The sequence below is a fragment of the Enterobacter cloacae complex sp. 2022EL-00788 genome, from assembly GCF_026627565.1.
Taxonomy (GTDB): Bacteria; Pseudomonadota; Gammaproteobacteria; order Enterobacterales; family Enterobacteriaceae; genus Enterobacter; species Enterobacter pasteurii.
In genome coordinates this window covers 22,154-41,140 of sequence record NZ_JAPNMC010000023.1, presented here as the reverse complement: position 1 = coordinate 41,140, position 18,987 = coordinate 22,154, and the positions used below count along the sequence as shown (strand labels likewise).

Below are 18,987 nucleotides of genomic sequence, written 5' to 3'. Positions count from 1 at the left end.
TCCCACTATTGTTCGTTATCAGCATCGTACGTTCCCTTCTGGCCACCAGGTTGTGTTGCCCTGAACATGTATGTGTATATTTTCAACGCCTGCGTTGATTGATCTAAACCAATGGTTACTTGCTGTAACACATTTTACACCCTCCCTCCCATTTCAGAACATTATATTAAACAACAGAGAAAATACGGGATTAATATCTACATATATAAGAAAATAAAGACAATTAAACTATGAATATATAAAATACATTAATGTATAAGATTATAATTTTACGAAACATCTCTATATTAATAAAAAAAGACTCACAAACTCCCAAAAAATATAAAAAATAATCAACAATTATCACCTTTGTTTATTTAATTTAGTGACATAGATTATTCTTATGATAAAGTAGCACTACTAAACAGGCGGGCAATAAATACACAAACTGTAGGTACAATAACTATATATAGGTCAGAAAGTTATGTTATATATTTTTAATGATAAGGTTGTTTATGATGATACTCAGTGTTCTTTAACCAACATTGATACTAATGATACAATACTGCTCCCGGCTACAGCCTCGCGGTTGTTATCACTATTCATTAAATATCAAGGAACTACGTTAACTCGCACCGAAATTTTAAACAGTGTATGGGATGAATACGGATATAAGGCCTCGAACAATACTCTTTCACAATACATATCCCTTATCCGTAAAAACTTTCAACTTCTTGGAGACAATACTGAATTTCTGATAACTATACCGCGGACTGGATTTGTGCTGACAACGAAAGTCGAAGTCAGGCTAGTTGAAAGCTTAACTGATGCGTCTTCTTTTGTGTCTACATTGGATAACCCTTTGACACCTCTTGAACATTCGGAGGCGTTAACTTCTTTCCATACCGAACATACCGATAATTCATTAATTATGACAAGAGATAATCTCAGTTCTTTATTGAAAGAAAATGATATTAAATACTTTCATTATATTAATGTGCTTTCATTCATCATACTTTGCTCTGTCCTGCTTTTATTTTACTTATACCGAGGAGAGATTAAAACAACGAAACTTTATCTGGCAGGTAAGATTGACTCCTGCTCAGTTTACACACTTTATAAAAGCTCTAAAGATTTAATCGGATCTAAATTAGTTACCATTGAACATATTGCTAAAGATAAATTACCATGCGTCGCTAATAACTTCTATATCTCACAACTTGAAGACAGTCTGCTTTATGATAAAACAGGTCGGTTATTTATTAGCCGATGTGGTTATCAGGATAATATATCTAAAGTTATCTCTACCTGTAAGAGCCTTTTTACTCATGAATAAAAAATATAAAATCTTGACGTGTTTTATTTTTATCACTCTTATAATAACCCTTACCGTTATTACCTTATGCTTTATCTCGAATAGTAATAATGTAAATTGTACTGCCGCCGTTGAAATGAACTCACCAGGGGATCATGAATATACTTTTAATGGTACAATCAGCGTTAAGATCCGCCCAGGAACAGGCATGATCAGCATCTTTGGAACATCGGTATCAGCCAGGCAACCCGTTCCAATTAATAAACATCTTGTCAATCGCGACATAACCTTTAAGGTGCTTGGCAGAAACAAGAGTGATTTTTATTTATCTGATATATTAGTTTCTAAACACCCTGATGATAATATGACCCAAAATGAATCAGCAGGGTTATTGTTCGATCTGTTTGATTTTGAAAACAAAAGAATTACAATTCGAAAACATTCAAACTCATTTATTATTGGGGATTTACCACTACCCTCCTTCATTTGCATTAAAAAGAAATAAAACACATTAAGCAATAATTATTGAATAATTTTGATTTGCGTGGATTAAAAAAGTATATGATGGGCTTTATCTTCGCCGCTACTTTCAGATTCTGGGAAAACGGGTTATGCCTGTTAGACTCTTTTCAGTCTATTCCTTCATGCTCAGCTGGATTATTGCCAGCCCGTGGTTGCACTTACGGACTACCTGGAGACGTATGAAGGGAACATCAGCGGGCTGCAGCCCTGGTGAATTACAAAACCAGTATCAGCGCGCTGTCGTAGCGGCTATGAAAATTGCAGGTATTTCGTTTACTGGAGTTTTCTGTTTGAACAAAAGTGATGAGTACCATAACTTCTTTAAGGCCTTCCCCCCCGGCAAGCGACGCGCCGCCGGGGGGAAGGAAGGTTACTGCTGCGCGAGCTGGCTGCGGCGATGCTCGCCCTGCCGCTCCAGCATCCAGCCCGGATATTCGCGCGGCAGCGCGCTGACGGCATCAAGCTCTTTTAGCTCGTCTTCGCTCAGGCGGATCCCGGTGGCGGCAATGTTGTCCTCCAGCTGCTCGACCCGTTTCGCGCCGATAATCACGCTGGTCACCGCTTTTTGATGCAGCAGCCACGCCAGCGCGATTTGCGCCACAGAAACGCCCTTACGCTCGGCAATGACGCGCATCACGTCCACGCAGTCGAAGGCGCGATCTTTATTCACCGGCGGGAAGTCAAACTCCAGACGACGGCCTCCGGTTTCGCTCTGCCCGTCACGGCCGTATTTCCCGCTCAGCAGGCCGCCCGCCAGCGGGCTCCAGACCATCAGCCCGACGCCTTCGCTCTGCATCATCGGCACCAGCTCGCGCTCCAGGTCGCGTCCGGCGATGGTGTAATACGCCTGGAGTGAGGCGAAACGGGACAGGCCCAGGCGTTCGGAAATGCCCAGCGCTTTGGCAATCTGCCAGGCCGCCCAGTTAGAGACGCCGATATAGCGCACGTGGCCGTGCTGCACCAGGTTATCCAGCGCATAGAGGGTCTCTTCGATGGGGGTCGCCGGATCGAAGCCGTGTAGCTGATAGAGATCGATATGATCGAGCTGCAGGCGGCGCAGGCTCTCCTTTACGCTGCCGATAATGTGATAGCGCGAGCCGCCGCGTGAGTTCACTCCCGCGGTCCCCGTTTCACCAAACACCTTGGTGGCGACCACCACGTTTTCGCGCGGGACGTTCAGGTTTTTCAGCGCCTGACCGAGGATCTCCTCCGAGCGTCCTTCCGAATAGACGTCGGCAGTGTCGATAAAGTTGATGCCGGCGTCCAGCGCGCGGCCCACCAGCTGCTCGGCGTCGTTTTGCCTGAGCTGGCCAATCTTGCCCCACATGCCGCCCTCGCCGCCGAAGGTCATGGTGCCGAGGCAGAGTTCTGAAACAAACAGTCCGGTATTGCCCAGTTTTTGATAACGCATAACGCTTTCCTCGCATGTCGATGGGTGTCCGTTAGTTATACCCGCCCCTCGGCCTTCGCGAATGTGGCGTTCCTGTCCGTTTCTTGCCCAATCCTCCAAATCTATCCGCGCGGGGCGTCGCCAAAGACGGCGTAATCCGGGAGCTGCACCTGCTGATACGGCTCCCAGCCGCCGCCGAGGGCTTTGTAGAGCGCCACCAGGTCAAGCGCGCTCTGCACCTGCGCCTGCGCGCGCTGCTGCTGCGCCTGCGCCAGCTGCCGCTGGGCGTCCAGCACGTCGATAAAGCTGGCGATCCCCTGCCGGTAGCTGTCGCTCGCCAGGTCAAAGGCGTTTTGCAGCGCATCGATGGTTTTCGCGAGGCCCGCCTCACGCTGCTGGTCGGTGCGATAGCTCACCAGGGCATTTTCGACGTCGCCGAGCGCCGTCAGCACCGTCTGACGGTAGTCCAGTACCGCCGCGCCCTGCTGCGCGCGCGCCACCTTCACGCTGGAGACCAGCCGACCGCCCTGGAAGATGGGAATGGAAACCTGCGGGCCAAAGCTGTAGAAGTGGCTGCTCCAGTCGGTCAGCCAGCCGGATTCGCTGTTGCGCATGCCAAACTGACCGGAGAGGGTAAAGCTCGGGAACAGCTCCGCCACCGAGACGCCGATTTGCGCCGTGGCGGCATGGAGGTTCGCCTCCGCTTCGCGCACGTCCGGGCGACGCCGCGCAAGCGTTGACGGAATGCCCGTTTGCACAATATCCGGCAATGCGGGCATGGGCTGTGAAGACTGGAGTTCAGCATCCAGCGCGCCCGGCGGCTTGCCGAGGAGGATCGCCAGGCCGTTCATCGCCTGACGCGCCTGCGCCTCATACTGCGGCAGCTGGGCTTCAAGAGTGCCAAGCTGCGCCCGGGCGTTTTCCACGTCCATCTGCGGTGACAGCCCGCCGCGCTGGCGGCTCTCCGTGAGCGCCAGCGTCTGCCGGGCGCTCTCAATCTGGGTATTGAGCGTAGCGATAATGCTTTGCGCGCCACGCAGCTGTAGCCAGGCGCGAGCCACTTCCGCCTCCAGCGACACCAGCGCATCGTTACGCTGCTCGATTGCCGCCCTCTGCTGCGCCTCCGCCGCCTCCACCTGACGGCGCACCTTGCCCCACAGGTCGATTTCCCACCGGGCGTCAAAGCTGCCCTGATAAAGGTTGATCGGCTGCGTCAGCGGTCCTAACGCCCCCCGCAGCTGCGGATCGACGTTATCCAGCTGGTCGTACACGCCGTGGGATTTCAGCTCCCCTTCCAGGCCGAGCTGCTGGCGCGTGGCCTGCACGCTGCCGTTCACCGACGGGAAAAATGCCCCGCCCGCCTGGTTAATCTGTTCACGCGCGCCGGCAATGCGCAGTACCGTCTGCTGTAGCGTCAGGTTCCCGGCGATGGCGCGCTCAACCAGGCTATCGAGCTGAGGCGAGCCGAAGGTTTTCCACCAGCGCGGATTGGTCGCGGCGGAGGTAGTTTGCGATTTCACCGCGCCGTCGCCCTTATCGTTCCAGCGCGCGGCCGCAGGCGGTGCGGGCTGCTGGTAGTCCGGCCCGACGGCGCAGCCCACCAGCAGCATCATTATCATCAGGGGGTGTAAACGTCTGTGTATCATCAGTGTGCTCCTGCACTCCCCTCGCTCTTAACCGGCGAGAGCAACAAACAAAACGGAATCAGTAAAAAGGCCACCGCGCTCAGCAGGGTGAAGACGTCGATGTAGGCCAGGAAGCGCGACTGCTCGATCATCGTCTGGTACATCCGCCCGGTGGCAATGCCGGTCGGATCGCCCACCTGGGTGGTGAAGTTCTGGATCGCCTGCGCGCTTTCGCGTATCGCCAGCTGGAACTGTTCGTTAAACGGCGAGGCGTGATACGCCAGGTGCGCGCTGTGCGCCTGCGAGCGCTCGGTAATGGCCGCCGTCGAGAGCGAAATGCCAATCGAGCCCGCCACGTTGCGGAACATGGTGAACAGCGCCGCCGCATCGGCATTCAGCCGCCTCGGAATCGAGATAAAGGCGATGGTGGTCAGCGGCACGAACAGGAACCCCAGCCCAATCGACTGGGCGCTGCGGAACAGCACCAGGGTTTCGAAGTCAATATCCGGCGTCAGCGTGCGCGACCAGAAGAACGACACCGCCAGGCAGGTAAAGCCAAAGGCGATGATCCAGCGGGTTTGCACCACCGGCATTAGCTTCAGCACCAGCGGAATAGTTAAGACGATCAGCACCGCCCCGGGGGACAGCACCAGCCCGGACCAGGTGGCGGTATAGCCTAAATCCTGCTGCGCCAGCTGCGGGATAACCACCGAGCTGCCGTACAGGATCATCGCCATCCCCGCCATCAGCAGGCTGGAGACGGCGAAGTTACGGTCCTTCATGCAGTGCAGATCCACCACAGGCTTTTTGGCATACACCAGCCAGTAGATCGCGCCGATAATGCCGACCAGCGTCAGCACCGCAAAGGTGCGGATAAAGTTCGAGTAGAACCAGTCGTCGTCCTCGCCCCGGTCGAGCATCACCTGCAAACAGCCCAGACCGAGGGCGATCAGGCCGATCCCCGTCCAGTCGACGGTGAGCTTCTCTTCCGATTTTTTCTCCCACGGCGGATCTTCCAGCAGCTGGTAGATCGCCAGCACCGTCACGATCCCCACCGGAATATTGATGAAGAACACCCAGCGCCAGGAGTAGTTATCGGTGATCCAGCCGCCCAGCGTCGGGCCAAGCACCGGCGCAACGATAATGGCAATCGACGAAAGACCGAAAGCTTTGCCCCTGTCCTCCGGCTTGAAGTAGTCGAGCAAAACCGACTGCTGCGTGGGCTGCAATCCGCCGCCGAAGAAGCCCTGCATCACGCGGAAAAGGATGATTTGCCACAGCTCGGTGGCGATGCCGCACAGGAACGAGCAGATGGTGAACATGACGATGCAGATCAGGAAGAACTGCTTGCGGCCAAACAGGCGGCTCAGGAACGCCGAGATGGGCAGCACGATGCCGTTCGCCACCAGGTAGCTGGTGAGTACCCAGGTGGATTCGTCATAGCTGGCCGAAAGCGACCCCGCCACGTGCGGCAGCGCCACGTTGACGATGGTGGTGTCCAGAATTTCCATAAACACCGCCAGGGTGACCACAATTGCCACCGCCCACGGGTTGCTGGCGGGCTTCCAGTTTTCGTGGCTGCTGTCCGTCATTCCACAGTGACCTTCGGTTCAACCGACAGCCCCAGCGGCAGCGGCCTGTTCGGATCCAGCCCTTTATCAATGACGATTTTCACCGGCACGCGCTGAACGATCTTCACAAAGTTACCGGTAGCGTTTTCCGACGGGAAGGCGGAGAAGCGCGAGCCGCTGCCCTGCTGGATGCTGTCGATGTGGCCTTCCAGCGCCATATCCGGCCAGGCATCCACGGAGACGGTGACCCTATCGCCGGGCTTCATGCGCTCAAGCTGCGACTCCTTGAAGTTCGCCACCACCCACACGTTCGGGGACACCAGCGAGAACAGCGCCGTGCCCGCCTGCACCAGCGTGCCGGGCTGCACGTTGCGTTTGGTCACAAAGCCGTCGAACGGGGCGCGGACTTCGGTATAAGAGAGGTTCAGGTTGGCGGTTTCCAGCTGCGCTCTGGACTGGTCGACCTGCCGCTCGCGGGCTTCGACGTTGGTCTCCTGCTGGCGAATTTGCAGCTGAACCTGCTCCGCCACCTCCAGCTGCGCCCGGGCGCTGGCAAGACCCGCCTGCGCGCTGCGCAGCTGGGCATTAGCGGAATCAATACTTTGCTGGGTGGTCGCGCGCGGGTCAACGCCGCGCTGGCGGCGATACTCCGCCTGCGCGTTCGCCATATCCGCCTGCGCTTTCAGCACCTGAGCCCTGGCTTCGTCGCGCTGGGCGGGATATTGCACCTTCGAGAGCGCCAGCTGCGCCTGAGCCTGATGCAGCTGAGCCTGCGCCAGCCCGAGCTCGGCCTTAGCCCGATCGCGCTGGGCGATGTTATCGCGAGGATCGATTACCACCAGCACGTCGCCTTTTTTCACGCGCTGGTTATCCCGCACGCGAAGCTCGGTAACGTAGCCCGCCGTTTTAGGGGCAATCGTCACCACGTCACCGTCGGTGAAGGCGTCGTCGGTGGTCTCTTCGTTACGGGTCAAAAACCACCAGACCAGCGCCACAATCACCATCACGATGACCACGATGCCAAGGATAATTAACGGTTTTTTGCCCGGGCGCTTGCGCTCGTTATTATTGTTTTCCTGCTCGTCAGCAGGTGGGTTTTGATCTTCTGCCATAGTTCAGCAACGGTCCTGTCAGTGAGCGGCATCACACTATGCCGTTCACTAAAGCTAGGACGTTGCTATACATTTGCCAGGAAAAACTGACAAATTGCGCACTATATGAGAAGGAATAGTCCGAAACCGACCGCCGCTGACCAGAGCAGCATCGGGATTGACCAGAGATGGAAGCGCCACCAGATGCGGCGGTCGTTTGCCATACGCAGGGCGATCAGGTTCGCCAGCGAGCCGGGCAGCAGCCCAAAGCCACCGACGTTAACCGCCCAGGCCAGCAGCGCCGTAGGGGGAACATAGTTAAGCAGTAAAATGGTGGACGGCACGTTGCTGATGACCTGCGAAAGACCAATCGCCGTCAGCCACAGCCCCGCCTGGGACAGGCCGCTGACGCCGTGAAGAACGCTCTGCAATATCGGGAGCTGGATCAGCAGATGCACATCGATAAACATCGCCATAAAGACCAGCAGCAGCGTCCAGTCGACGCTCACCAGCACCCGCCGGGCGAGGAACAGGAAACCGCACGCCACCAGCAGCGCGCCCGCCAGGGCCTGGTTTAGCTCCAGCGCGGTGAGGAAAACGATATACAGGCCGAGGCAGCTCCAGACCAGGCGCGGCTGCCACTGCGGGCCGGCCGTACCGCTATGGTACTGCAGCGATTTATTAGGGAAGGCAAACCAGCAGACCACCAGTAGCGTCAGCACGATCGCCAGCGCCAGCGGCGCCATCTGCCAGGTAAAGGCGGTAAACGACAGGCCGGAGCGTCCCCACAGCAAAATGTTCTGCGGGTTTCCGATCGGCGTAAGCAGCGAGCCGGCGTTAACGGCCAGCGCTTCAAAAATGATCAGACGGGTCACCGGAATTTCGCACAGCTTACGCAACGTGAGCGTAAGCGGCACCACGATAAACAGCGCCACGTCGTTGGTCAGAAACGTCGACAGCAGCGCCGCCGAGAAGACCATAAACAGCGCCAGCCTGCGCTCGGTGGCAAAGCGGCGCACCATTTTGCGCCCCAGGACGTCGAAATAGCCGCTCAGCTCAACGCCCTTGGTGAGCATCATCAGCCCGCTCAGGGTGATGATGGTGCGCCAGTCAATGGCCGCAGGCCAGGCCTGCGGCGCAAAGGGCACAAACAGACTGAGCCCGACGCCAATAATAAGCAGCAGATGGAAAAAGCGATCGCGTTTCAGGGCCTGCAGGCCGGGGATGTTCATTCAGCGGAGGGACCGTATTTGAGCGTAAATTCGCGGAACCGTACCAGCGTCTCTTCGCTGACGTGATGTTCCATCCCTTCGGCATCCCGACGGGCAATTTCCGGGCTCACGCCCAGCACCAGTAAAAAATTCTCGACGATCTGATGGCGCTCGCGGCTCTCCTGCGCCAGCTTTTCGCCTTCAGCGGTGAGGAACACCCCGCGCCACGGGATCATCTCGATCAGCCCTACCGACGCCAGACGTTTTAACATTTTGGCAACCGTTGGCTGTGAAACGCCCAGACGTGCGGCCATATCAACCTGACGCGCTTCCCCGACCTCACGAATCAGGTCGGAGATCAGCTCAACATAATCATCAATCAGCTCCCGGCGGTGCGCCTCACGCACCTGACGAAACCCTTCAACATGCTCTTCAACGTTCACCAGTTGCGTCGTTTTTTTAGTTGGCTTACCTGCGCGACGGTTCATTGTGCTTCCTCAATGGGGTTGACGCTTCCAGCGCCCTGTAACGGAGCGCACATTGTAAACCATAGCTCTACAAGCACAAAAAATTAACGAATTAGCCATAGCTATACAATATAGCCTGTGCTATATCTGTATGTAATGCAGTCACCCTTCACGGATCGAAGGGATCAAAAATCAGGAGGTCTTATGAACGAATTCAAGAGGTGTATGACCGTGTTTACCCACTCTCCCTTCAAAGTGCGCTTAATGCTGTTGAACATGCTGTGCGATATGTTTAACAACAAACCGCACCAGGACGACAAATCTTCCCACTAAGCGGCGTCGCGGCACGCCGCTTCATTTCCCCTTCACGCTTCCCTGTAAACGACCAATTCCCGATTATTTTTGCGGATTTGCAGCCCCCTTCGCAAAACATCTGTTTAGCAACTGTTGACCTTAATTCACGCTCGCACTATCTTCTTGCAGCCCTGCACAATTTGCGGCTCGCTGAAGCGGACCTCGCATTCCCTTTCCACGCACTGTCCGGCAGGCTTTGACCCTTGGCGCCAGGGTGAGCACATGGCGTTTTCGTGATAGTGATCTATGAACGTAACCCTGATTGATACGCTTGTTACCCGCAGCCGGGCCTTAAGCCCGTGGACGGGATTTTATTTTTTGCAGTCGCTGCTGATTAACTTTGCGCTTGGCTACCCCTTCAGCCTGCTTTATGCCGTCGCGTTCACCTGCATCCTGCACCTGCTGTGGCGAAGCGCACCGCGCGTGCAGAAAGCGCTTCTGGGTCTCTGCTCCCTGGTCGCCGCGGCCTATTTCCCGTTTGGCCAGGCGTATGGCGCGCCAAACTTTAATACCCTGCTGGCGCTGCACTCCACCAATATGGAAGAGTCCACGGAGATCCTGACGATCTTCCCGTGGTACAGCTACGTCGTTGGCCTCTTTATTTTTGCCCTTGGGGTGATTGCGGTTCGCCGTAAGCCGGATGCGAAAAAGGCGTGGGGTAAAATTGAAAGCCTGTGCCTGGCCTTCAGCGTGGTGACGTTTTTTGTCGCGCCGGTACAAAACCTGGCCTGGGGCGGCGTGTTTAAGCTTAAAGATACCGGGTATCCGGTGTTTCGCTTCGTCAAGGACGTGGTGGTCAATAACGAGGAAGTGCTCGACGAACAGGCGCGCATGGCCGAGCTTTCCACGATGAAAGATACCTGGAACGTGCTGGCGGTGAAGCCGAAGTACCACACCTACGTCGTGGTGATCGGCGAAAGCGCGCGTCGCGATGCGCTCGGCGCGTTTGGCGGCCACTGGGACAACACGCCGTTTGCCAGCACCGTCAACGGTACGCTGTTTACCGACTACGTTGCCGCCAGCGGCTCGACGCAGAAATCCCTCGGCCTGACGCTTAACCGCGTGGTGGATGGCAAACCGCAGTTTCAGGATAATTTTGTCACGCTGGCTAACCGCGCCGGTTTCCAGACCTGGTGGTTCTCAAATCAGGGACAGATTGGTGAATACGATACCGCTATTGCCAGCATCGCAAAGCGTGCCGACGAGGTGCAGTTCCTGAAGAGCGGTGACTTTGAAGCGGATAAAAATACCAAAGATGAAGCGCTGCTGAAGATGACGGCGCAGGTTTTTGCCACCCAGCGCACCCAGCCGCAGCTGATTGTCCTGCATCTGATGGGGTCCCATCCGCAGGCCTGCGACCGCACGCAGGGTAAGTACGCCGACTTTGTGCAGTCGAAAGAGACCTCCTGCTACCTCTACACCATGACGCAAACCGACGATCTGCTCAGCAAGCTGTACGCGCAGCTGCGCAACAGCGGCGACAGCTTCTCCATGGTCTATTTCTCAGACCACGGCCTGGCGTTTAAGGAGCGCGGCAAAGAGGTGCAGTATCTGGCGCACGATGATAAATTCCAGCAGAACTTCCAGGTGCCGTTCATGGTGCTGTCGAGCGATGACAAAACGCATCGCATCATCAAGGCACGCCGTTCCGCCAACGATTTTCTGAAATTCTTCTCACAGTGGACGGGCATTAAGGCGAAGGAGATAAAAAATGATTACCCGTTTATCTCCGGGAAGAAGGGCCCGCCAGTTTACATTACCAACTTCAGGTTACAGAAAGTTGACTATAACCATCTGGGGACGGATATTTTCGATATTAAGAGTAAGTGATCTCCGCTGATTCGTGCGGCCTGGTGCCCTCACCTGCGGGGAACGAACGTAAAAAACGGCAATCATGGATTGCCGTTTTGCTTTAAGCTTCTCAAAAAAAATCCGCCACAAGGGGCGGATTTTTTACTGGCTCACCGAAGTGATTAGAAGCGGTAACCTACGCCCGCGATCCAGGTGCCAACGTCAACGTTGCGGATACGGCTCTGCTCATAGGAGAAGTCCAGAGCAACGTTTTCGATTGGGTTGAACTGCATACCTGCGCCATAGGAGAAACCGTAGTCGCTGTTGCTAGCAGTACGGTTCAGACCCTGGTTTTCGGTCTGCTGGAATTTACCGTAGCCAACACCTACAACACCGTAGATGCTTGCCCAGTCATTCAGGCGGTAAGCAGGACCCGCGGTGATGCCGTAGTACTGACCTTTATTGTAAGAGCCATTTTCAGTACGATCTTTCTCGGTGTAGGTGAAAGAACCGATCACGCCCAGCGGGTTGTTGTCTTGCTCGTAACGGTACTTCAGGTTGAAACCGTTGGTTTTGTTCATCACGCCCTGCATATCGCTCTGAGCGTAACCACCAGTTACAGTTGAAGTTGCCGCTACAGCGGTACCTGCGGAAACAGCCAGAACAGCTGCCAGTGCTGAAAGACATGCAATTTTTTTCATAACCACCTCAAATGTGCTTCAAGTAAGTCCGTAAGTTTTAAATATATCAAAAAATTCTGTGAAACTCTTTGTTCTTCACGATGTCTAATGAGACCTTTCCTGTAACAGAACATTTCCAGAAGGCTCTATCTTGTTAAAATAACTCCAGATTTTCACCTTTTAACGCTAATAGTGCGCGTCATCGCCGTTACATTCATCCAGATTATTCCTAATCTTTCAGGCGATAAAATCATCAACCTTTCCTCATTTTACGGATTTTCCCTGGTTTTTTTTCAACAGTAGCTCAACCGTTGCAGCTTATTTCCATTACACTGCCACTTTTACCTCATTTGACATAAATTGACAGGAGAAAGGATGCCTGGTTTACCCCGCAAGTCTTCGGTCTGGATGCCGGTTGTAGTCATACTTATCGCGATGATGTCCATACAGAGTGGCGCGTCGCTGGCAAAATCCCTCTTTCCGCTGGTCGGTGCGCCGGGCGTCACGGCGCTGCGCATCGCGTTAGGTACCCTGATCCTCGTGGTTATCTTTAAGCCCTGGCGGTTACGCTTTAAAAAGGAGCAGCGGCTGCCCCTGCTCTTTTATGGGCTGGCGCTGGGAGGGATGAACTATATGTTCTATCTCTCAATTCAGACCATCCCCCTGGGGATCGCGGTTGCGCTTGAATTTACCGGCCCGCTGGCCGTCGCCCTCTTCTCTTCCCGTCGTCCGGTAGACTTTATCTGGGTGATCCTTGCCGTGCTGGGGCTATGGTTCTTGCTGCCGCTGGGTCAAAGCGTGTCGCAAGTCGATTTAACGGGTGCCGCTCTGGCGCTGGGCGCCGGGGCGTGCTGGGCGGTTTATATTTTAACCGGCCAGCGTGCAGGCGAAGAACACGGTCCGGCGACGGTCGCGTTAGGGTCGCTGATTGCCGCCATCATTTTTGTTCCGCTTGGCATGGCGCAGGCCACGGACTCAATATGGCAGTGGTCCATCCTGCCGGTGGGGCTGGCGGTCGCTATCCTCTCTACGGCGCTGCCCTACTCTCTGGAGATGATCGCCCTGACGCGCCTGCCCACGCGCATTTTCGGCACCCTGATGAGCATGGAACCCGCCCTGGCCGCCGTTTCGGGAATGATTTTCCTCGGCGAAACCCTGACGCTGGTGCAAACGCTGGCGCTCTGCTCCATTATTGCGGCATCAATGGGCTCCACGCTGACCATGCGTCCAGAACCTAAGGTTCAAAAAATCGACCTCAGCTAACCCCTTATATTCTGCATGGTCCATCCTCTATGCAGAATATACGCCTAATCCGTTCGCCCAAATACTTTCTTACAAAGTCGCCTTTATTGCTGAAATATGTCACCCGCCCGCCTTGCCAGAGGATAAATTAAGATTGATCTGCATCAATTTTTATAGATTCCTTGAATTTCAAACACTTACTAATACAACCATCCTTTCGCTATTAAACCGATAGGCAGCGCCAAACCGCAGAGAAAAAATCCGGTGCTATACTTAGTCCCGTAATTACCTGGGACACAAACATCAAGAGGATATGAGATTATGAGTACCGCTAAACTGGTGAAAACGAAAGCGTCTAATCTGCTTTATACCCGTAACGATGTATCGGATAGCGATAAAAAGGCAACCATTGAGCTGCTGAATCGCCAGGTGGTCCAGTTCATCGATCTTTCGCTGATCACCAAACAGGCCCACTGGAATATGCGCGGTGCAAACTTTATTGCCGTTCATGAAATGCTGGATGGCTTCCGCACAGCACTGGTTACACACCTTGATACTATGGCCGAACGCGCCGTACAGCTGGGCGGCGTGGCGCTGGGCACCACGCAGGTGATCAACAGCAAAACGCCACTGAAAAGCTACCCGCTGGATATTCATACCGTTCAGGATCACCTGAAAGAGCTGGCGGACCGCTACGCGATCGTGGCGAACGACGTTCGTAAAGCCATCGGCGAAGCAAAAGATGAAGATACTGCTGATATCTTCACCGCCGCCTCCCGCGACCTGGATCAGTTCCTGTGGTTCATTGAGTCCAACATCGAATAATCCCTGCGGATTATCTGAATAGCCCTCGCCCCTGGCGGGGGTTTTGCACATTTATGGTGCGCACTTTTGGGCGAAAAGGCCGCAAAAGTGAATAAAATGTAATAATCACCTCACACAACCGTTAACGGAAGATTGTTTTTCCGTCAGATTCTGCGCTAAATACCTCCCTGTCGGAAGCCCCTAACGAAGCGCACCAAAACGGTGCTCCATTCTGGTGCAACAAAACAGGATTGCCACGCTTATTGTGCAATGCGTGACATCATCTCCTTTGCAAAACAACAGGTTGTAAAACTGGCACGATTTTTTCATTGTGCCTGACGTTCTCGCAGGGGATCGCCCCGTGGATATAAAAGGAAATGCTATGAAGTCTGTATTAAAAGTTTCACTGGCTGCACTTACCCTGGCGTTTGCGGTGTCCTCTCAGGCCGCCGACAAACTGGTTGTGGCGACTGACACGGCGTTCGTACCGTTTGAATTTAAGCAGGGTGACAAATACGTCGGTTTTGACGTGGATCTGTGGGCCGCTGTCGCAAAAGAACTTAAGCTGGACTACACCCTGAAGCCAATGGACTTCAGCGGGATCATCCCGGCGCTGCAAACCAAAAACGTTGACCTGGCGCTGGCTGGCATCACCATTACTGAAGAACGTAAAAAAGCGATCGATTTCTCAGACGGCTACTACAAAAGCGGCCTGCTGGTGATGGTGAAAGCAGACAACAACGACGTAAAAAGCGTGAAAGACCTGGACGGTAAAGTGGTCGCTGTGAAGAGCGGCACCGGTTCCGTTGATTACGCGAAAGCCAACATCAAAACCAAAGACCTGCGTCAGTTCCCGAACATCGACAACGCCTATATGGAACTCGGCACGAACCGCGCTGACGCGGTGCTGCACGATACCCCGAACATCCTGTACTTCATCAAAACCGCAGGCAACGGCAAGTTCAAAGCGGTAGGCGATTCTCTGGAAGCACAGCAGTACGGTATCGCGTTCCCGAAAGGCAGCGACGACCTGCGTAACAAGGTGAACGGCGCGCTGAAAACGCTGAAAGAGAACGGCACCTATAACGAAATCTACAAAAAATGGTTCGGTACCGAGCCTAAATAATTTTACCTGATCTCAGGTTTGTAACGCCCGGTGGCGCTCACGCTTGCCGGGCCTACGTTTTTTGTTTTTCACCACGGTATACAGGAATACATCATGCAGTTTGACTGGAGCGCCATCTGGCCTGCCATTCCTCTCTTGCTTGAAGGCGCCAAAATGACCCTATGGATCTCGGTCCTTGGTCTGGTTGGCGGGTTGATTATCGGTCTGGTGGCCGGTTTCGCTCGCACCTACGGCGGCTGGATTGCAAACCACATCGCACTGGTTTTCATCGAAGTGATCCGCGGCACCCCGATTGTGGTGCAGGTGATGTTTATCTACTTCGCCCTGCCAATGGCATTCACCGACCTGCGCATTGACCCGTTCAGCGCCGCCGTTGTCACCATCATGATCAACTCAGGTGCCTACATTGCGGAAATCACCCGCGGTGCGGTACTGTCGATTCATAAAGGCTTCAGCGAAGCCGGCCTGGCGCTAGGCCTTTCACGTCGCGAAACGATCCGTCACGTGATCCTGCCGCTGGCGCTGCGCCGCATGCTGCCACCGCTGGGCAACCAGTGGATCATCAGTATCAAAGACACCTCGCTGTTCATTGTAATCGGCGTTGCCGAGCTGACCCGTCAGGGCCAGGAGATCATTGCGGGTAACTTCCGCGCCCTGGAAATCTGGAGTGCGGTCGCCGTTGTTTATCTGATTATCACGCTTGTCCTGAGCTTTGTTCTGCGTCGTCTTGAAAGAAGGATGAAAATCCTGTGATTGAATTTAAAAACGTTTCCAAGCACTTTGGCCCAACCCAGGTGCTGCACAATATTGATTTGAACATCAGGCAGGGTGAAGTGGTGGTCATTATCGGGCCGTCCGGCTCCGGTAAATCCACCCTGCTGCGCTGCATTAACAAGCTCGAAGAGATCACCAGCGGCGATTTAATCGTCGATGGTCTGAAGGTTAACGATCCGAAAGTAGACGAGCGCCTGATCCGCCAGGAAGCGGGCATGGTGTTCCAGCAGTTCTACCTGTTCCCGCACCTGACGGCGCTGGAAAACGTGATGTTCGGTCCGCTGCGCGTGCGCGGAGCCAGCAAAGCGGCGGCCGAAACGCTGGCCAAAGATCTGCTGGCAAAAGTGGGCCTGGCGGAGCGTGCCCATCACTATCCTTCCGAGCTGTCCGGCGGCCAGCAGCAGCGCGTGGCGATTGCCCGTGCGCTGGCGGTGAAGCCAAAAATGATGCTGTTTGATGAGCCAACCTCCGCACTCGACCCGGAGCTGCGTCACGAGGTGCTTAAGGTCATGCAGGATCTGGCGGAAGAAGGCATGACGATGGTTATCGTTACCCACGAAATCGGCTTTGCCGAAAAGGTGGCGTCCCGTCTGATCTTCATTGATAAAGGCCGTATCGCGGAAGACGGAAATCCGCAGGCGCTGATCGCGAACCCGCCAAGCCAGCGCCTCCAGGAATTCCTTCAGCACGTCTCCTGACAGCAGTACGCTAAGCCGGGCTTGCCCGGCTTTTTTACGCCGGATTGTTCCCAAAAGCTCCCCTCCGCTTCTCGCCCTCTATACTTATCATTTTGCACGATATTTTTGTCGGAGGACGCCGTGCCGTGGATCCTGTTGCTCTTGTTTAGCCTGCTTAGCGCGCCATCGCTGGCTGTAACCATTCCTGGCGTCACCACCGGAGCCACCGCCACCCAGCAGAATGCGCCGCCGGAGCCAGACGCCGAAAAGAAAAAAGCCGCGTACAGCGCCCTGGCCGACGTGCTTGAGAACGACACGTCCAGGCAGGAGTTAATCGATCAGCTAAGGAAGGTGGCCGCCACGCCGCCTCAGGATCCGGTTCCGACCATAGCGCCGCCGCAGGTCGAAGAAGAAAAAACGGTGCTGGAAAACGTCACCGACATCAGCCGTCACTACGGTGAAGCGCTGTCGTCGCGTTTTGCCCAGCTCTACCGAAACCTGATTGGCACATCACACAAGCCTTTTAACCCCCACACCTTCTCCGCTGCCGCCACGCAGTTTGCCATTCTGGCGGGTGCCGTATTCATTTTTTACTGGCTGCTGCGCCTGTGCGTCTGGCCACTGTACCGAAAAATGGGCCAGTGGGGACGTAAAAAGAATCAGCAAAAAAGCAGCTGGTTACATCTTCCGGCGATGATTACCGGAGCCTTTATCATCGATTTACTGCTGCTGGCGATGACGCTGTTTGTCGGCCAGCTGCTGGCAGACCGGCTTAACACCGGAAACAAAACCATCGCCTTTCAGCAGGCGCTGTTCCTCAACGCGTTTGCGCTGATTGAATTCTTTAAGGCCCTTCTGCGGCTGATCTTCTGCCCGCGCGTGCCGGATCTTCGCCCCTTCGCGATTCAGGATCGGAGCGCCAAATACTGGGCGGTGCGGCTCAGCGTACTGAGCGGGTTAATTGGTTACGGCCTGCTGGTTGCCGTGCCGATTATTTCCAACCAGGTTAACGTGCAGTTTGGGGCGCTGGCGAACGTGCTAATCATGCTCTGTATAACCGTCTGGGCGCTGTACCTCATCTTCCATAATAAAAAAGCGATTACCGAGAGCCTGCTGCACCTGGCCGATCGCTCCCTCTCCTTTTTCAGCCTGTTTATCCGCGCCTTTGCCCTGGTGTGGCACTGGCTGGCCAGCGCCTATTTTATTGTGCTGTGCTTCTTCTCGCTGTTCGACCCGGGCAACAGCCTGAAGTTTATGATGGGGGCGACGTTTAAAAGCCTGGCGATTATCGGCATAGCGGCGTTTGTCTCCGGCCTGCTCTCCCGCTGGCTTTCGAAAACCATTACCCTGTCGCCGCCGGTTCAGCGGAATTACCCGGAGCTGCAAAAACGGGTTAACGGCTGGATGTCGGTCTCCCTGAAAGCGGCGCGTATTCTGACGGTCTGCGTGGCAATCATGCTGCTGCTGAACGCGTGGAGCCTGTTTGATTTCTGGAACTGGCTGCACAACGGCGCGGGGGAAAAGACCGTCGATATACTTATTCGTATCGCGCTGATCCTGTTCTTCTCCGCCGTCGGCTGGACGCTGCTGGCAAGCCTTATTGAGAACCGTCTGGTCTCTGATGTCCATGGCAGGCCGCTGCCCAGCGCCCGCGCCCGCACGCTGCTCACACTGTTTCGCAACGCGCTGGCGGTGATCATCAGCACCATTACCATCATGATTGTGCTGTCGGAGATCGGCGTGAATATCGCCCCGCTGCTGGCAGGCGCCGGTGCCCTGGGGCTGGCGATCTCCTTCGGTTCGCAGACGCTGGTAAAAGATATTATCACCGGCATCTTTATCCAGTTTGAGAACGGGATGAACACCGGAGACCTCGTAACCATCGGGCCGCTCACCGGCACGGTGGAGCGGATGTCCATTCGCTCCGTCGGCGTGCGTCAGGACACCGGGGCGTACCACATCATTCCGTGGTCTTCGATCACCACCTTTGCCAACTTTGTGCGCGGCATTGGTTCGGTGGTGGCGAACTACGACGTGGATCGCCATGAAGACGCGGAGAAAGCGAAGCAGGCGCTGCGGGACGCGGTGAGCGAACTGATGGAGATGGAGGATATTCGCGGGCTGGTGATTGGCGAGCCGTCGTTCGCCGGCATCGTCGGGCTGACGAACACCGCCTTTACCCTGCGCGTGTCGTTCACCACCCAGCCGCTAAAGCAGTGGACGGTGCGCTTCGCGCTCGACAGCATGGTGAAAAAACACTTCGATCTGGCGGAGGTGCGCGCGCCGGTACAGACCTATCAGGTACTGCCATCGCCGGCTACGCCGCCACCGCCGCAGGCGCCGACGCTGTAATCGTTCTGCCCGGCGG

Annotated in this window: 17 protein-coding genes; 10 read left to right on the top strand and 7 right to left on the bottom strand. The window is 54.9% G+C overall.

Annotated features, from left to right (window positions below; genetic code table 11):
* Nucleotides 1-463 precede the first annotated feature (463 nt).
* Nucleotides 464-1,315: a winged helix-turn-helix domain-containing protein gene (locus OWK27_RS23270; RefSeq protein ID WP_252003326.1), complete on the top strand. Its 852-nt coding sequence runs from the start codon at nt 464-466 to the stop codon at nt 1,313-1,315.
* Between the two features lie 187 nt (nt 1,316-1,502).
* Nucleotides 1,503-1,799 carry a hypothetical protein gene (locus OWK27_RS23265; protein WP_148420731.1) on the top strand — a complete coding sequence of 99 codons (297 nt, stop codon included), beginning with the start codon at nt 1,503-1,505 and terminating at the stop codon, nt 1,797-1,799.
* A 387-nt stretch (nt 1,800-2,186) separates the two neighbouring features.
* Here the strand turns inward: OWK27_RS23265 and OWK27_RS23260 are convergent, their stop codons facing one another.
* The 6 genes from OWK27_RS23260 to mntR all read right to left on the bottom strand — a co-directional run bounded on the left by OWK27_RS23260 (nt 2,187) and on the right by mntR (nt 9,192).
* On the bottom strand, nt 2,187-3,227 hold the full coding sequence (locus tag OWK27_RS23260) for an aldo/keto reductase (protein ID WP_193356603.1): 1,041 nt from the start codon (nt 3,225-3,227) through the stop codon (nt 2,187-2,189).
* Nucleotides 3,228-3,328: 101 nt separating this feature from the next.
* Nucleotides 3,329-4,852 (bottom strand): efflux transporter outer membrane subunit, encoded by a 1,524-nt coding sequence (locus tag OWK27_RS23255; RefSeq protein ID WP_267591307.1) that lies wholly within the window; start codon nt 4,850-4,852, stop codon nt 3,329-3,331.
* Nucleotides 4,852-6,423 (bottom strand): DHA2 family efflux MFS transporter permease subunit, encoded by a 1,572-nt coding sequence (locus OWK27_RS23250; protein ID WP_193356605.1) that lies wholly within the window; start codon nt 6,421-6,423, stop codon nt 4,852-4,854. The genes OWK27_RS23255 and OWK27_RS23250 overlap by 1 nt, the downstream gene beginning before the upstream one ends.
* Nucleotides 6,420-7,514, bottom strand: a complete 1,095-nt coding sequence (locus tag OWK27_RS23245; protein WP_267591306.1) for an HlyD family secretion protein — start codon at nt 7,512-7,514, stop codon at nt 6,420-6,422. Before OWK27_RS23245 ends, OWK27_RS23250 begins: the two co-directional genes overlap by 4 nt.
* A gap of 101 nt (nt 7,515-7,615) precedes the next feature.
* Nucleotides 7,616-8,725: an anion transporter gene (locus OWK27_RS23240; RefSeq protein WP_267591305.1), complete on the bottom strand. Its 1,110-nt coding sequence runs from the start codon at nt 8,723-8,725 to the stop codon at nt 7,616-7,618.
* Nucleotides 8,722-9,192 carry a manganese-binding transcriptional regulator MntR gene (mntR, locus tag OWK27_RS23235; RefSeq protein ID WP_148420737.1) on the bottom strand — a complete coding sequence of 157 codons (471 nt, stop codon included), beginning with the start codon at nt 9,190-9,192 and terminating at the stop codon, nt 8,722-8,724. The genes OWK27_RS23240 and mntR overlap by 4 nt, the downstream gene beginning before the upstream one ends.
* A 183-nt stretch (nt 9,193-9,375) precedes the next feature.
* On the opposite strand from mntR, the gene mntS reads away from it, so the two are divergent.
* Both mntS and OWK27_RS23225 read left to right on the top strand, forming a co-directional pair.
* The gene (gene mntS / locus OWK27_RS23230; RefSeq protein WP_032645368.1) at nt 9,376-9,504 is read left to right on the top strand and encodes a manganase accumulation protein MntS; all 129 of its coding nucleotides are present in this window, start codon (nt 9,376-9,378) and stop codon (nt 9,502-9,504) included.
* Nucleotides 9,505-9,771: 267 nt separating this feature from the next.
* Nucleotides 9,772-11,355, top strand: coding sequence for a phosphoethanolamine transferase (locus tag OWK27_RS23225; RefSeq protein WP_267591304.1), 1,584 nt, complete (start codon nt 9,772-9,774; stop codon nt 11,353-11,355).
* Nucleotides 11,356-11,498: 143 nt separating this feature from the next.
* Here the strand turns inward: OWK27_RS23225 and ompX are convergent, their stop codons facing one another.
* The gene (gene ompX, locus OWK27_RS23220; protein ID WP_003858450.1) at nt 11,499-12,017 is read right to left on the bottom strand and encodes an outer membrane protein OmpX; all 519 of its coding nucleotides are present in this window, start codon (nt 12,015-12,017) and stop codon (nt 11,499-11,501) included.
* A 354-nt stretch (nt 12,018-12,371) separates the two neighbouring features.
* Between ompX and rhtA the strand changes: the two genes are divergently transcribed.
* From rhtA to ybiO, 6 genes are all read left to right on the top strand, one after another.
* Entirely contained in the window at nt 12,372-13,259 is an 888-nt protein-coding gene (rhtA, locus tag OWK27_RS23215; protein WP_252003318.1) for a threonine/homoserine exporter RhtA, read from the top strand.
* A 300-nt stretch (nt 13,260-13,559) separates the two neighbouring features.
* Nucleotides 13,560-14,063 (top strand): DNA starvation/stationary phase protection protein Dps, encoded by a 504-nt coding sequence (gene dps / locus OWK27_RS23210; protein ID WP_000100801.1) that lies wholly within the window; start codon nt 13,560-13,562, stop codon nt 14,061-14,063.
* Between the two features lie 361 nt (nt 14,064-14,424).
* Entirely contained in the window at nt 14,425-15,168 is a 744-nt protein-coding gene (gene glnH, locus OWK27_RS23205) for a glutamine ABC transporter substrate-binding protein GlnH (RefSeq protein WP_003858455.1), read from the top strand.
* 93 nt (nt 15,169-15,261) lie between these two features.
* Complete coding sequence (glnP, locus tag OWK27_RS23200; RefSeq protein WP_003858462.1) at nt 15,262-15,921, top strand: glutamine ABC transporter permease GlnP; 660 nt, start codon at nt 15,262-15,264, stop codon at nt 15,919-15,921.
* Nucleotides 15,918-16,640, top strand: a complete 723-nt coding sequence (glnQ, locus tag OWK27_RS23195) for a glutamine ABC transporter ATP-binding protein GlnQ (RefSeq protein ID WP_022647522.1) — start codon at nt 15,918-15,920, stop codon at nt 16,638-16,640. The genes glnP and glnQ overlap by 4 nt, the downstream gene beginning before the upstream one ends.
* Before the next feature lie 120 nt (nt 16,641-16,760).
* Entirely contained in the window at nt 16,761-18,971 is a 2,211-nt protein-coding gene (ybiO, locus tag OWK27_RS23190; RefSeq protein WP_148420859.1) for a mechanosensitive channel protein, read from the top strand.
* Nucleotides 18,972-18,987: the final 16 nt, after the last annotated feature.